11 protein-coding genes are annotated in these 12,681 nt (G+C 67.8%); 6 read left to right on the top strand and 5 right to left on the bottom strand.

Translation table 11 applies throughout. The features are described 5' to 3' along the window. Positions 1–43 precede the first annotated feature (43 nt). Positions 44–664 (bottom strand): tRNA (guanine(46)-N(7))-methyltransferase TrmB, encoded by a 621-nt coding sequence (locus NR798_RS37240; RefSeq protein ID WP_375767305.1) that lies wholly within the window; start codon positions 662–664, stop codon positions 44–46. 91 nt (positions 665–755) lie between these two features. On the opposite strand from NR798_RS37240, the gene NR798_RS37235 reads away from it, so the two are divergent. The 6 genes from NR798_RS37235 (at position 756) to NR798_RS37210 (ending at position 9,091) form a co-directional block, all read left to right on the top strand. Further along, positions 756–1,694 carry a bifunctional riboflavin kinase/FAD synthetase gene (locus tag NR798_RS37235; protein WP_375767304.1) on the top strand — a complete coding sequence of 313 codons (939 nt, stop codon included), beginning with the start codon at positions 756–758 and terminating at the stop codon, positions 1,692–1,694. A 190-nt stretch (positions 1,695–1,884) separates the two neighbouring features. Continuing rightward, positions 1,885–3,588 carry a type IV-A pilus assembly ATPase PilB gene (gene pilB, locus NR798_RS37230; protein ID WP_375767303.1) on the top strand — a complete coding sequence of 568 codons (1,704 nt, stop codon included), beginning with the start codon at positions 1,885–1,887 and terminating at the stop codon, positions 3,586–3,588. A 47-nt stretch (positions 3,589–3,635) separates the two neighbouring features. Beyond that, entirely contained in the window at positions 3,636–4,748 is a 1,113-nt protein-coding gene (locus NR798_RS37225) for a type IV pilus twitching motility protein PilT (protein ID WP_375767302.1), read from the top strand. Positions 4,749–4,799: 51 nt separating this feature from the next. Then, on the top strand, positions 4,800–6,056 hold the full coding sequence (locus NR798_RS37220) for a type II secretion system F family protein (protein ID WP_375767301.1): 1,257 nt from the start codon (positions 4,800–4,802) through the stop codon (positions 6,054–6,056). A gap of 127 nt (positions 6,057–6,183) precedes the next feature. Next, on the top strand, positions 6,184–7,674 hold the full coding sequence (locus NR798_RS37215) for a nitrogen regulation protein NR(II) (protein ID WP_375773887.1): 1,491 nt from the start codon (positions 6,184–6,186) through the stop codon (positions 7,672–7,674). Between the two features lie 22 nt (positions 7,675–7,696). Then, the gene (locus NR798_RS37210) at positions 7,697–9,091 is read left to right on the top strand and encodes a sigma-54-dependent transcriptional regulator (protein ID WP_375773886.1); all 1,395 of its coding nucleotides are present in this window, start codon (positions 7,697–7,699) and stop codon (positions 9,089–9,091) included. A 27-nt stretch (positions 9,092–9,118) separates the two neighbouring features. On the opposite strand, the gene NR798_RS37205 is transcribed toward NR798_RS37210, so the two are convergent. The 4 genes from NR798_RS37205 to NR798_RS37190 form a co-directional block, all read right to left on the bottom strand. Next, on the bottom strand, positions 9,119–9,886 hold the full coding sequence (locus tag NR798_RS37205; RefSeq protein WP_375767300.1) for an ABC transporter permease: 768 nt from the start codon (positions 9,884–9,886) through the stop codon (positions 9,119–9,121). Beyond that, entirely contained in the window at positions 9,886–10,848 is a 963-nt protein-coding gene (locus NR798_RS37200; RefSeq protein ID WP_375767299.1) for an ATP-binding cassette domain-containing protein, read from the bottom strand. The genes NR798_RS37205 and NR798_RS37200 overlap by 1 nt, the downstream gene beginning before the upstream one ends. Positions 10,849–10,852: 4 nt before the next feature. Beyond that, positions 10,853–11,755, bottom strand: coding sequence for a hypothetical protein (locus NR798_RS37195; protein WP_375767298.1), 903 nt, complete (start codon positions 11,753–11,755; stop codon positions 10,853–10,855). 97 nt (positions 11,756–11,852) lie between these two features. Next, entirely contained in the window at positions 11,853–12,488 is a 636-nt protein-coding gene (locus NR798_RS37190; protein ID WP_375767297.1) for a prepilin-type N-terminal cleavage/methylation domain-containing protein, read from the bottom strand. Between the last annotated feature and the right edge of the window lie 193 nt (positions 12,489–12,681).

Genomic DNA, 12,681 nt, shown 5'->3' with positions numbered 1-12,681 from the left:
GATGGCTGGTGACTGCCAAGTCACCCACCAGCCCGGGTGCTCCTCAGGCTGGCTTGCGCAGGCGGGCGCGGTAGACCGGCTCCCCGCTGGCCAGGTAGCGCCGCTCCCGGGTGGAGGGAACCTCCTCGGGGTCATAAGGATGGAAGATACCCTGGCCCAGGGGGTTGACGAAGCCGGCCTCCTCCAGGATGGCCAGCATGGACACGCCCCGGTCCTGAACGTCCGTGCGCATGTCGAACAGGCCGCCGGGCTTCATCTTCTCCAGCAGCAGCCTGGCGAACTCGGGCTGGATGACGGCGCGCTTGAAGTGGGCGCGCTTCCACCAGGGGTCGGGGAACTGGAGGTGGATGGCGTCGAGCGAGCCGGGCGCGAAGATGCGCGGCACGATGAAGCGCGCATCCGCCTCGAGCACGCGCAGGTTGCGCAGGCCCATCTTGTTGCCGCGCTCCTGGGTGTCTCGCGCGTACTTCTTGCGCCACTCGAAGGCGACGAAGCGCACCGCGGGGTTGCGCCGGCAGTACTCCAGCGCGTGGCCACCGGCACCGGAGCCGATCTCCAGCTCGAGGGGTCCAGCGAAGCCGAACTCCGCGTCCCAATCGGGAGGAGTTTCCAGCTTGGCCAGGTGCAGGCCGACAGGTTCGGGGAGGAGGCGGGGGCGGGCCATGACGGATGCGTGACGCTCGGGGGCCTCTTCGCATGGGGCGGGGCTCTCTGGCCAGGGCAAAGCGACGGCTTTGGCGCTATACCGGCGCTCCATGAAGGTCTTCCACGGTGTGACGGAGGCGCGGGAGCTGGCGGGCTGTTCGCTCGCGCTGGGCAACTTCGATGGTGTGCACCTGGGCCACCAGGCCCTCTTCGCCGAGGCCCGGCGCCAGGGCTCTCCCACCGCCGCGCTCACCTTCCAGCCCCATCCGGGCAAGGTGCTGCAGCCGGAGCTGGCCCCCAAGCTCATCTCCCTCCTGCCGCGCAAGCTGGAGCTCTTCGAGGCCTGCGGGCTGGACGCGGCCGTGGTGCAGCCCTTCACGCGCGAGTACGCCCGCCACTCGCCGCGCGACTTCGAGGCCTCGCTGCTGGACGTGCTGGGCGCGCGCCACCTCGTGGTGGGCTACGACTTCACCTATGGCGCCGCCCGGGCCGGCACCGCGGACACCCTGCGCGAGGCCGCCGCCGCCCGGGGCGCCCAGGTGCACGTGGTGCCTCCCGTCACGGTGGACGGGGTGGTGGCCTCGTCCTCCAAGGTGCGCGAGTACATCCTCGAGGGCCGGGTCAGCGCCGCGCAGCGCCTGTTGGGCCGGCCCTTCGATCTGGACGGCACCGTCGTCACCGGCCATGGCCGCGGCCGCGGCATCGGCTTCCCCACCGCCAACGTGGACACCCAGAACGAGCTGCGGCCCGCCGCCGGCGTCTACGCCATCCGCGTCCGCTTCCTCGGCGCACCGGGCACTCCTCCGGACGCCACCTGGCTCCCCGGGGTGGCCAATATCGGTGTGAAGCCCACCTTTGGCGTCAATGAGGTCACCATCGAGGCGCACCTGCTGGACTTCAGTGGTGATCTCTACGGCAAGGAGCTACGGGTGCAGTTCCTGGAGCGGCTGCGTCCGGAGCGCCGTTTTGGCTCGGTGGCAGAGCTCGTGGGTCAAATCAAGAGGGACGTCGAGGCTGCTCGGGCGGTCATCGCGCGAGCGTCCGGCTGAACTTTTCCCAAGTAGATTCAAAGGTTTGCCAGGAGGGCGGGCCCGAGGCGCCGCCTTGACAGGTCCGCGCGTCCCTTCCTTTAATCCCGAAGCATCGGTGCGCTCGTGACTGCGCGCACCCCAAGGTGTCCTTCCGCGCCGACACGCGGTGGGAGACCATCAAGCCATTTCAACGCTCGAGGCCATCTGAATGTCCGGTCGACTTGGTGAACTGCTGGTTCGTGAGAACCTCATTTCCGTCCAGCAGCTGCGCAAAGCCCAGGAAGAGCAGCAGAAGAACGGGACGCGCATCGGCACTGCCCTCATCAAGACGGGAGCCATCGAGGAGTCCAAGCTCACCGACTTCCTCTCCAAGCAGTACGGCGTCCCGGCCATCAACCTGAAGGATTTCGACATCGACGCGGAGATCATCAAGCTCGTGCCGAAGGAAGTGGCCGAGAAGCACCTGGTGATCCCCGTCAACCGCGCCGGTCCCTCGCTCATCGTGGCGATGTGCGACCCGTCCAACATCTACGCGGTGGACGATCTGAAGTTCCTCACCGGCTACAACGTGGAGCCGGTGGTCGCCTCTGAAATCTCCATCCGCCAGGCCATCGAGCGCTACTACGCCGAGAAGGGCCCGGACATGAACGCCCTCGTCGAGGAGATGGCCGACGACATCGAGTTGGCCAAGGAGGAGGAGGAGGGCAACGTCGAGGAGATGGCCCGCGCCGCGGACGACGCGCCCGTCGTCAAGCTGGTGAACCTCATCCTCCAGGACTCCATCAAGAAGGGCGCCTCGGACATCCACGTCGAGCCCTACGAGAAGGACTTCCGGGTGCGCTTCCGCATCGACGGCTCGCTCTACGAGGTGATGCGTCCGCCGATGAAGCTGCGCAACGCCATCACCAGCCGCCTGAAGATCATGGCGAACCTGGACATCTCCGAGCGCCGCCTGCCGCAGGACGGCCGTATCAAGATCAAGCTCGGCGGGGGCAAGGAGATGGACTTCCGCGTCAGCGTGTGCCCCACGCTCTTCGGCGAGAAGGTGGTGCTCCGCCTCCTGGACAAGTCCAACCTCCAGCTGGACATGACGAAGCTGGGCTTCGATCCGCAGCCGCTGGCCTGGTTCAAGGAGGCCATCGAGCGCCCCTACGGCATGGTGCTGGTGACGGGCCCCACGGGCTCCGGCAAGACGACGACGCTCTACTCGGCGCTCTCGATGCTCAACCAGATCGACACCAACGTCGCCACCGCCGAGGACCCGGTCGAGTTCAACTTCGCCGGCATCAACCAAGTGCAGATGCATGAAGACATCGGCCTGAACTTCGCCGCGGCGCTGCGCTCCTTCCTCCGTCAGGACCCCGACATCATCATGATCGGTGAGATCCGCGACTTCGAGACGGGCGAAATCGGCGTGAAGGCGGCGCTCACGGGCCACCTGGTGCTCTCCACGCTGCACACCAACGACGCGCCTGGCACGGTGAGCCGTCTGCTCAACATGGGCATCGAGCCCTTCCTCGTGACGGCCTCGCTCAACCTCATTCTCGCCCAGCGTCTGGCGCGCCGCCTGTGCGCCGCCTGCAAGCGGCCGGCGGAGAACGTGGACGAGCAGGCCCTGCTCAACGCCGGCGTGCCCGCCGAGAAGCTCGGCACCTTCACGCTCTACGAGAAGGTCGGCTGCCGCGAGTGCAACGACCGCGGCTACCGCGGCCGCGTGGCCATCTACGAGGTCATGCCCTTCTGGGACGGCCTCAAGGAGCTGGTCATCAACGGCGCCTCCGCCGCCGAGCTGAAGCAGGAGGCCATCCGCCTGGGCATGAGCTCGCTGCGCATGTCGGCCCTGGCGAAGATGATGGACGGCGTCACCACGCTGGACGAGGTGGTGGCCAACACGGCGCCCGACACCTTCTAACTCCCTCGCACCACCCGCCAACACCCTTTACCCGAAGGACGGTTTTCGTGAATCTGCACCAGCTGCTCAAGGCGATGGTCGAGAAGGGCGCTTCCGACCTCCACATCACCACCGGCTCCCCGCCCCAGCTCCGCGTGGACGGCGAGCTGGTGCCGCTCAAGACGGCCCAGCTCACCCCGGTGGAGACCAAGCAGCTCTGCTACTCCATCCTCACCGACGCCCAGAAGCACAAGTTCGAGGAGGAGAACGAGCTCGACCTGTCCTTCGGTGTGAAGGGGCTCTCCCGCTTCCGCGCCAACATCTACATGCAGCGCGGCGCGGTGGCCGGGGCCTTCCGTACCATTCCCTTCAAGATCCTCACCTTCCAGGAGCTGGGTCTTCCCCCGGTGGTGGCCGAGCTGGTGAAGCGGCCGCGCGGCCTCATCCTGGTGACGGGTCCCACGGGCTCGGGCAAGTCCACCACGCTCGCGTCCATGGTGGACAAGATCAACACCGATCGTCACGAGCACATCATGACGATCGAGGATCCGATCGAGTACCTGCACCCGCACAAGAACTGCCTGGTGAACCAGCGCGAGGTGGGTGCGGACACGCGCAACTTCAAGACGGCGCTCAAGTACATCCTCCGCCAGGACCCGGACGTGGTGCTGGTGGGCGAGCTGCGAGACCTGGAGACGATCGAAGCGGCGCTCGTCATCGCCGAGACGGGCCACACCTGTTACGCCACGCTGCACACCAACAGCGCGGTGCAGACCATCAACCGTGTGCTGGACGTGTTCCCGCCGTACCAGCAGCCGCAGGTGCGCGCGCAGCTGTCCTTCGTGCTGGAAGGCGTGATGAGCCAGTCGCTCATCGCCAAGTCGGGCTCTCCGGGCCGCGTGCTGGCGCTGGAGGTGATGATCCCCAACCCCGCCATCCGCAACCTCATCCGCGAGGACAAGGTGCACCAAGTGTACTCGGCGATGCAGGTGGGCCAGGCCAAGTTCGGCATGCAGACCTTCAATCAGGCCCTGGCGCAGCTGCTGGCGCGCCGGCTCATCTCCCAGGAAGAGGCGTTCGGCCGCTCGAGCGATCCGGACGAGCTGCGCAACATCCTGTCGGCGGGGGCGGGCCCTGGTGGCATGGCTGGTCAGCGGCCGGCCGGGCCGGGCGGACGCTAATTCGCGAAATTTGACTGAGGGGATAGACTCTCGTCCCCCTCGGAGGGCTGTATGGCTGCAACGGCAACCCAGAAGTCGGCACCCCCAAAGTCCAAGAACACGGCCCAGTTCCTCTGGGAGGCCAAGACCAAGTCTGGCGAGACCAAGAAGGGAGAGATGGAGGCCAATGACATCGAGGCGGTCAATGCCCGTCTCAAGTCGCTCGGTCTCAACCCCGTCAAGGTCCGCAAGAAGGGTCTCCTCGACTCCGACCTGAACGTCTCCTTCGGGTCGGGCGTCACGGGCAAGGACATCCTCGTCTTCACCCGTCAGTTCGCCACGATGATCGACGCCGGCCTGCCGCTGGTGCAGTGCCTCGACATCCTCGGCAGCCAGATGGACAACCCGGCCTTCCGCAAGGTCGTGTTCGCCATCAAGAGCAAGGTGGAGCAGGGCTCCACCTTCGCCGACGCGCTGGCGGACCACCCCAAGGTCTTCGACGAGCTCTTCGTCCAGCTGTGCGCGGCCGGCGAGGTCGGCGGTATTCTCGACAACATCCTCAACCGGCTCGCGGCCTACCGCGAGAAGAACGAGAAGCTCAAGCGCAAGGTCAAGGGCGCCATGACCTACCCGGTCATCGTGCTCCTGGTGGCCTTCGGCGTGACGGCGCTGCTGCTCCTCAAGGTGACGCCGACGTTCGCCAAGATGTTCGCCGACTTCGGCCAGGCGCTGCCGGCGCCCACCCAGTTCGTGGTGGACCTGTCCGAGTGGGCCCAGAACTACGTGTTCCACGCCTTCGGCATCATCGCCGCCGTCGTCATCGCCTTCACGTACACCTACCGTCACCCGCAGGGCCGGCGCTTCCTGGACAAGGCGTTCCTGATGGCGCCCATCTTCGGGCCCGTCATCCGCAAGGTGGCCGTGGCGCGCTTCACCCGCACGCTCGGCACGATGATCTCCTCGGGCGTGCCCATCCTGGACGCGCTGGACGTCACCGCGAAGACGGCCGGTAACCGCTCGGTGGAAGAGGCCATCTACTACGTGCGCGGGAAGATCGCCGAGGGCAAGAACATCGCCGGCCCGCTGCTGGAGACGAAGGTGTTCCCGCCCATGGTGGTGCAGATGATCGGCGTCGGTGAGGCCACGGGCGCCATGGACACCATGCTCAACAAGATCGCCGACTTCTACGACGACGAGGTGGACACGGCCGTCGCGGGGCTCACGGCGATGATCGAACCGCTGATGATGGTGTTCCTCGGCGGCGTGGTCGGCGGCTTCCTCATCTCGATGTACCTGCCCATCTTCGCCATCGCCGGTGCCGTCAAGTAGCGTCGGCGGGCTGGTGCTCGCCGCGCCTCCGCAGGCGGATGCGCTGCGGACGCGGCTGGTGTGGCTCACCGTGTTCCGCACGGTGGCCGTCAGCCTGTCGCTGGTGGCGGTGGCGGCCCGGCTGCTCATGCAGCCGCTGGTGGAAGAGCCCAGCCGCGTGGACACGCTGTCCTTCGCGGTCATCGGGCTCGTCTACCTCTTCACCCTGGTGTACGGCCTCATGCTGCGCGGGGGCCGGGCGGACCGGGTGGCGGCGGTGGTGCAGGTGGTGGGGGATCTGCTCATCGCCTCGGTGCTCGTCTTCCTCACGGGCGTGGGGGACAGTCCCTTCACCTTCCTCTACCTGCTGGCCGTCATTGGCGCGAGCATCGTGCTGGATGGCCGGGGCGCGCTGCTGGCCGCGGGGGCCGGGGCCGTGGCCTATGCCTCGCTGCTGGTGGCGGTGAAGCTGCAGTGGCTGGAGCCGCCCCTGGGCGTGGGAGACGTCAGCCGGCAGCGCCTGGCCTTCCTGCTGGGCAGCAACGTGCTGGCCCTCTTCCTCATCGCCGCGCTGGCCGGCTACCTGTCGCGCCAGCTGTCGGCCACGGGCGGGCGGCTGTCCGAGCGCGAGGCGGACCTCCAGAAGCTGGACAACCTGCAGCGGCAGATTCTGGCCTGCATGCCCTCCGGGCTCATCACCTGCGACGACGCGGGGCGGGTCACCTTCGTCAACCGGGCCGCCAGCGCCATCCTGTCCCTGGAGGCGCGGCCGCCGCCGGGCCTGCACGTGGAGTCGCTGCTGCCGGGGGCCCTGGGCAAGGAGGCCCGCCAGCGCCGCCGGGAGCTGACGGTGCAGACGCCCGCCGGCCTGCGCACGCTCGGGCTGACGGTGACGGGGCTGGAGGGCAGCGGCGGCGGGGGCACGCTCGTCGTCTTCCAGGATCTCACCGAGCTGCGCCGCATCGAGGAGGACCTCAAGCGCGCGGACCGGCTGGCCGCCCTGGGGACGCTGGCCGCCCAGCTCGCCCATGAAATCCGCAATCCCCTGGCCGCCATGCGGGGCTCGGCGCAGCTGCTCGTCCAGGAGCCGGGGAGCGACCCGTCCTCCACCAAGCTGGTGGAGATCCTCCTGCGCGAGTCGGACCGGCTGTCCAAGCTGGTGGAGGACTTCCTGCGCTTCGCCCGCCCGCCACCTCCCGTCAAGCAGGCGCTGGAGTTGGAGGTGCTGGTGGCGGAGACGGTGGACATGTTGAGGGCGGATCCCCTGGCCTGGCAGGTGGGGGTGGAGATGGCGCTGGCTCCCTTGCGCGTGCCGGTGGACGCGGATCAGCTCCGGCAGGTGCTCATCAACATCCTGCGCAATGCCTTCCAGGCGGCGGGCCTGGGAGGCCGGGTGCGGGTGACGCTGGAGGCCGCGGACGAGCTGGCCCTGCTGCGCATCTGGGACTCGGGGGGCAGCATTCCCGCCACGGACCTGTCGCGCATCTTCGAGCCCTTCTTCAGCACCCGGGAGGGCGGCACCGGCCTGGGGCTGTCCACGGCGTACTCCATCGTGCGTGCGCATGGTGGCAACATCCGGGTGTCCTCCTCGCCGCAGGAGGGCACCGAGTTCCTCATCCAGCTGCCACTGCAGGGTTGAGGGGGAAAGGCAGAGCGTGGCCGTGCACATCCTGGTGGTGGACGATGAGCTGTCGATGCGCGAGTTCCTGGAGGTGCTGCTGTCCCGTGCGGGCTACCAGGTGACGTGCGCGGACGGCGTGAAGGCGGCGCGGGAGGTGCTGGGCTCGGCGAAGGTGGACCTGGTCATCACCGACATGAAGCTGGGCGCCTCGCAGAGCGGCATGGACGTGCTGCGCGCCACGCGCTCGCTGCCCGAGCCGCCCGAGGTCATCGTCATCACCGCCTTTGGCACGGCGGCCTCGGCGGTGGAGGCCATGCGCGAGGGGGCGTACGACTACATCGGCAAGCCCTTCGACAACGAGGAGCTGAAGCTGCTGGTGCAGAAGGCGCTGGAGAAGCGCTCGCTGCGCCAGGAGAACGTGTCGCTGCGCGAGCACCTGGTGCCCGGCGCGGGGGTGATGGGGGTGGGCCGCAGCGAGCGGATGCGCGCCGTGTGGGGCCTGGTGGAGAAGGTGGCGCCCACGCGCTCCACCGTCCTCATCCATGGGGAGAGCGGCACGGGCAAGGAGCTCATCGCCAAGGCCATCCACCTCAAGAGCCAGCGCGCGGGCCAGCCCTTCCTGCCCGTCAACTGCGCGGCCCTCAACGAGGGTGTGCTGGAGAGCGAGCTCTTCGGCCACGTGAAGGGCGCCTTCACGGGCGCCACGCAGGAGCGGCCGGGCCTGCTGGTGCACGCGGGGGAGGGGACGGTGTTCCTCGACGAGATTGGCGAGGTGCCGCTGGCCACGCAGGTGAAGCTCTTGCGCGTGCTGCAGGAGCGCAAGGTGAAGCCGGTGGGCAGCTCGGCGGAGATTCCCTTCCACGCGCGCGTGGTGGCCGCCACCAACCGGCGGCTGGAGGCCGAGGTGAAGGCGGGGCGCTTCCGGGAGGATCTCTTCTACCGCCTCAACGTGATCACCCTCGAGCTGCCGCCGTTGCGCGAGCGGGCGGGGGACATCCCGCTGCTGGCCGAGCACTTCCTCGAGCGCCAGCGCAAGGAGCTGGGGCGGCCGGGGATGCGCTTCTCCCCGGAGGCGCTGGCGGTGCTGTCCGCCTACTCCTTCCCGGGCAACGTGCGCCAGTTGGAGAACATCGTCGAGCGCGCGGCCACGCTGGCGGATGGAGACGTGCTGACGCTGGCCTCGCTGCCGCCCACGCTGCGGGGTGAGCCGGCTCCGTCTCCGGCGGCCACGCCCTCCTCGGCGGAGGTGCCGCTCGGCGCGGGCTTCTCGCTGGAGCACCACCTGGACGACGCCGAGCGGCGCTACCTGCTGGCCGCCCTGTCCCAGGCGGGCGGGGTGAAGATCCGCGCGGCGGAGCTGCTGGGCCTGACGTTCCGCTCCTTCCGCTACCGCCTGGCCAAGCACGGCCTGTCGGACCGGGAGGACGAGACGTGAGTCCCGCCTCCCCGGGCCGGGGGCGCCTCAGCGGAAGTCGCGCCGGTTGAAGAGGATGACGGCCAGCGCCACCAGCACGCTGGTGTAGGCCATGCCGTACAGCGCGGACGAGAGCAGCTCGCTGGAGGCGACGTCGACGTAGTACGTCGCGTGCGGCTTGTAGTTGAAGCGCGAGAGGTCCGGCAGCACGTAGTACACGGCCTTGCCCAGCACCTGGATGCCCGCGCTCTTGGACTTCGAGGCCAGCGCGTAGATGTCCGACGACAGGTGGCCGGCGAAGTACACGCTCACCGTGACGAACGCCGACACCATCTGGCTGGAGAAGCTGGACATCAGGAAGCCCACGGCGCTGAGCACCCACAGCTCGAACCACAGCATGCCCACCGCCGCCAGGTGCGCCTGGCTGATGGGGCTGTCGTAGAAGCGCATCATCACGAAGAAGAGCGCGGCCATGAGCGCCTGCAGCACCGTCACGGTGAGCATGTTGCCCATCAGCCGGCCCACGAGGAACGCGCCACGCGACAGGGGCTTGGACACCATGAGGAAGATGGTGCGCCTTTCAATCTCCCGCGAGATGAGCCCGCTGGAGAGGAAGATGGCGAGCAGCACCAGCATGAGGCTCATGGCCCCCAGGCCCACGTCGGTGATGACGCGGTCGAACGTGCCGACGGTGACCTCCAGCACGAGCGTGGTGGACAGCAGCATGGCCAGCGCGAAGATGGCCACCAGCAGGGTGACCCGGTTGCGCCGGGCCTCCCGGAACCCATTGAGCGCCAGGGCGACGAACGGACCCATCACGAAATCTCTCCTCCAACGGGACCCTGCTTCGCCTCTTCCAGCGCACGCAGGAACAGTTCTTCCAACGAGAAACGGGCCGGCTGCAGCTGGGTGACGCGGCCTCCGTGCTCCAGCACGCGCTTGAGCAGGGCCTGGGCCTCCGCTTCACGCACGTGCAGCAGCACGCGGTTCTCCAGCTGGCGCGTCCGCTCCAGGCTCACTCCCAGCGCCTGGAGGCGCTCCAGCGGCAGCCCCTCCACCGTCATGTCCATGTGCGTGGCCTGCGAGCTCACCAGCTCGGCCACGCTGCCCTCGCGCACGCGCCGGCCGCCCACCAGCACCGCCACCCGGTCACACAGCGCTTCCACGTCCGGGATGATGTGCGTGCAGAAGAGCACCGTCGTCCCGCGCTGGCGCTCCTCGAGGATGAGATCGCGGATCTGCCGGCGGCCCACGGGATCCAACCCCGAGGTGGGCTCGTCCAGGATGAGCAGGTCCGGCTTGGACACCAGCGCCTGCGCCAGCGCCACGCGCTGCACCATGCCCTTGCTGTAACGGCGGATCTGCAGGTTGGCGGCACGGCTCATCTGCACCATGCCGAGCACCTCGTTGACCCGGTCATCCAGCTCCTTGCCGCTCATGCCCGTCAGCCGTCCCGACAGGGTCACGAACTCGCGGCCCGTGAGGTACTCGTAGGGCGCGGGGTTCTCCGGCACATAGCCCACGCGGCGGCGGGCTTCCCGCTCCGCGGGGGGCATGCCGAACAGCCGGGCCTCGCCTGCCGAGGGCTGCACCAGATTCAGGAGAATCTTGATGGTGGTGGACTTGCCGGCGCCGTTGGGTCCGAGCAGTCCATAGACCTGGCCTGGCCTCAGCGAGAGGTCCAGTGATTGGAGCGCACGCACCTGCCGGTTCATGAAGAAGCCGAGCCGGTACGTCTTCGACAGGTTTCGGATTTCGATGGGAGAGGGAGAGTCCATGGGTTCACCGCTCCATGGGCATGGCCCATTGGTAACCACGGTTGTCGGGGGTGAAGACTTCGAGCCGCCGCTGCTGCGTCTCCGAATAGGCGCGCTCATCGGAGCCGATGACGAAACCTCCGCCCTTGGGATCGTACGGAGGCGTGTCCAGGAAGCCCAACCACAGCAGCGTGTCGACATCGGGCGGGGCCACGCCGAACTCCTGGCGGAACTGGCCGATGGAGGCCTCCACGCGCCGCAGCTCTGCTTCTATCTCCAGGTCGCGCACGCGCTGCTGGAAGATCTCCCGCGTCTCCTCATCCTCGGCGGAGTCCGCGAGGGAGCGGGCCAGCGCGAGGCCGGCGTCCACGCTTCCTGACTGGGCATACAGGCGGGTGGCCAGCGGGGCCAGATAGCCGGGCGCGCCCGGGAGCTTCGAGGCCCGCTCCAGCACCTGCGCGGCCTCCTTGTACTGCTTGTGGAAGGCGCTCAGGTTGTAGGCCAGCAGGATGTGCAGCTTGAGGTTGTCCGGGAACGTCTTCAGGCCCTTGCGCAGAAGACGGGTGGACTCCTCGGTATTGACCCAGGTCTCGCGCCCCAGGTTGGTGGGCAGCGCCCCGGCGGCGAAGGGGTAGACCGAGCTGAACTTGGGATCCAGATCGGTGGTGAGCTCCGCGTACGGGTAGATGTCCCGGTACTCCGCGGCGTCGAACGCACTGCCGGTGGCCTGGACGACCTGGAGCCAGTAGTAATCGGAGAGCAGCTGCTGGTAGCCGTGGCCCACCATCCGCAGCAACTCCTGGCGAGGCAGCAGGGGTTCCTGGTGGGGACCTCGGGGCGGCTTGCGAGGCGGCGCCGCGAGCAGGACGAGGGCGGTCAGGCTGAAGATGCCGACCAGCAGGGCAGGCAGGGAAGTTCGCGACCTCATGGGCGGCATTAAAACAGAAAGGACACCCGGGTTTATGCCCGAGTGTCCTTTCGTTTCCGACGGTGGCTCGAGAGAGCCTGTCCGGCGGTCGAGCGACTTACTTGTCGCAGTCGACGTCGTTGTAGTTCATGAACGGCGTACCAGCGACGGCCATCTTCTCGTCGGCGTTGCCGCAGTCGGCGTTGCCGGTGGAGTCAGAGGTCGCGATGTACCAGGTGTCGTTGCCGACGATCTCGTTGTCGATGTTGCCGGCCGCGATCGCGTCGATGTTGCAGCCCGGGCACGTGCCGGAGATGCCCGGCTTCAGGGGAGCCGCGCCGGAGCCAGCGTGGGTCAGGCCAACGGCCTTGTACGCAGGGTTGGTGGTCGCGCCCTTGAACTTACCGGTGTCCACCGTGATGCCCGTGGCGGTGGTCAGGTCGGGGAGGGCCTTCTCCTCACGGACCTCCCAGTCGGGGGACGCCTTGAAGTAGTAGGCGTAGCGGTTGCCACGCTCGGGGGCGTAACCGATGATCTTGATGTCCTGCTCGTAGCGGTCCTTCTCCTGCAGGAAGGCGCGCTGCGTGGTGAACCAGGCCTTCAGGTTGGCCTTGGCCTCGCCCTGCTTGGAGCGAGCCTGGAACTTGATGAAGTTCGGGATGGCGATGGCGGCGAGGATGCCGATGATGGCCACCACGATCATGAGCTCGATCAGGGTGAAGCCGCGGTTCTTGCGGGCGAACAGACGGGTCATGGGGATTCCCTTCGGGTGAAGGCTGGGTTGCGGCCGAAGCCGTCGTGAGGAATAGCACGAACGGTGCCACCGTCAAACCCAGTGCGCTCCAACGCAGATCCAGGCACTTGCGTTGGATCTGCCATCCGGTGACGGTTTGCGGGTGCCAATTTTTGTCACTGGAGTGACAGGAATCGTCTGCACCGGTGACGCT

It is taken from the genome of Archangium gephyra, assembly GCF_042230915.1.
Taxonomy (GTDB): Bacteria; Myxococcota; Myxococcia; order Myxococcales; family Myxococcaceae; genus Archangium; species Archangium gephyra_B.
This window is presented reverse-complemented; position numbering and strand designations above follow the sequence as displayed.

Coding starts and splice junctions, on each gene's coding strand:
- pilB (WP_375767303.1), top strand. CDS start 1,885: ATGTCCGGTCGACTTGGTGAACTGCTGGTTCGTGAGAACCTCATTTCC.
- NR798_RS37195 (WP_375767298.1), bottom strand. CDS start 11,755: ATGAGGTCGCGAACTTCCCTGCCTGCCCTGCTGGTCGGCATCTTCAGC.
- NR798_RS37235 (WP_375767304.1), top strand. CDS start 756: ATGAAGGTCTTCCACGGTGTGACGGAGGCGCGGGAGCTGGCGGGCTGT.
- NR798_RS37200 (WP_375767299.1), bottom strand. CDS start 10,848: ATGGACTCTCCCTCTCCCATCGAAATCCGAAACCTGTCGAAGACGTAC.
- NR798_RS37220 (WP_375767301.1), top strand. CDS start 4,800: ATGGCTGCAACGGCAACCCAGAAGTCGGCACCCCCAAAGTCCAAGAAC.
- NR798_RS37205 (WP_375767300.1), bottom strand. CDS start 9,886: ATGGGTCCGTTCGTCGCCCTGGCGCTCAATGGGTTCCGGGAGGCCCGG.
- NR798_RS37240 (WP_375767305.1), bottom strand. CDS start 664: ATGGCCCGCCCCCGCCTCCTCCCCGAACCTGTCGGCCTGCACCTGGCC.
- NR798_RS37215 (WP_375773887.1), top strand. CDS start 6,184: ATGCAGCCGCTGGTGGAAGAGCCCAGCCGCGTGGACACGCTGTCCTTC.
- NR798_RS37190 (WP_375767297.1), bottom strand. CDS start 12,488: ATGACCCGTCTGTTCGCCCGCAAGAACCGCGGCTTCACCCTGATCGAG.